Annotated in this window: 1 pseudogene; it reads right to left on the bottom strand. The window is 65.8% G+C overall.

The window, feature by feature from the left end:
* Positions 1 to 708: pseudogene (gene istA, locus IE212_RS34505) on the bottom strand (IS21 family transposase); the annotation flags it as partial.

Below are 708 nucleotides of genomic sequence, written 5' to 3'. Positions count from 1 at the left end.
CCTCTGCCCGCGTTCGCCCGGTCCGCGGAATAACGATGCCGTCCCTCGAGCGTGACCACGCCGTACCGGTCGGCCTTCATATGCCGCCACGTGACCACGTCGAAACGCTTCCCGGGCAACGGCAGCAGCGCCGCACGGTCCTCGGAGAACAGGCCACGTTCCTCCGTGTCCTTGCGGTAATGCGGTTTCGTGGCCAGCTCCAGGCACCGGTCCGGCAGCCCGGCGTTAAAGTTCTCCAGGCTCCATACGCTCGGCCGGGGCACGAACAGCTTGCGCCGCACCATGCCGACCTTGGACTCCACCGCGCCCTTCTCATGACCGGAATACGGGTTGCAGAACGAACAATCGAACCCGTAATGCGCCTGGAAGGCCTGGAACAGGTGCGTCAGGCGCGGCTCGCGCTCCCCGTACCCCTTATGGCCCACGCCGGCGGCGTTATCGAACACGATCCGCTCCGGCACACCGCCCGGCCACTCGAACAGGTTGCGCAACGCCAGGCACGTGCACTCAGCGTTCTCGCCCGGCATCAACTGCACCAGACCGACGTTCGAATACGGGAAATCAAGCACGAAATGATGCATCCGCTGCACCACGCCGCGCAACAGCACGTCGACCTCGCCGAAATCGGCCTGCGCCTCGCCTGGATGCCATACCAGATCCATGAACGCCTCATCACGCTCCGCCGCGAACCCCCGCCTGAGCCGCGCC

It is taken from the genome of Streptomyces djakartensis (genome assembly GCF_014651075.1).
GTDB lineage: Bacteria > Actinomycetota > Actinomycetes > Streptomycetales > Streptomycetaceae > Streptomyces > Streptomyces djakartensis.
The sequence above is the reverse complement of the archived record's forward strand: the minus strand, read 5'-3'. Positions and strand labels throughout refer to the sequence as shown.